The 358-nt window shown below is 60.1% G+C and carries 1 protein-coding gene; it reads right to left on the bottom strand.

Annotated features, from left to right (window positions below):
• A partial coding sequence (locus GYA94_RS27420) for an ATP-binding cassette domain-containing protein (protein ID WP_161893524.1) occupies positions 1-279 on the bottom strand: 279 nt, incomplete at its 3' end.
• Positions 280-358: the final 79 nt, after the last annotated feature.

Genomic DNA, 358 nt, shown 5'->3' with positions numbered 1-358 from the left:
GCCCACTTCACGGCGGATCGCCTCGATCTGCTTGAGGTCGTTGGTCAGCTCCACGCCATCGACCACGATGCGCCCCTGCTGGTGCTCTTCCAGGCGGTTGAGGCAACGGATGGTGGTGGACTTGCCCGAGCCGGACGGCCCGCACAGCACGATACGCTCGCCCTGGCGAACATTGAGGTTGATGTCCTTGAGCACATGGAACTGACCGTACCACTTGTTCACACCCTGCATCTGGATGATCCCTTCGGGGCCGGCAGGCTGCTTGATCGCTTCACTCATTTCGAAACTCCTAACGCTTGTGGCCAGTGTCCAGCTTGCGCTCCAGGTGCATGGAGTAGCGGGACATACCGAAACAGAA

It is taken from the genome of Pseudomonas juntendi, assembly GCF_009932375.1.
In the GTDB taxonomy this organism is placed as follows: Bacteria; Pseudomonadota; Gammaproteobacteria; order Pseudomonadales; family Pseudomonadaceae; genus Aquipseudomonas; species Aquipseudomonas juntendi.
Note: the sequence above shows the minus strand (reverse complement) of the source record. Positions and strands in the feature narration are given on the sequence as shown.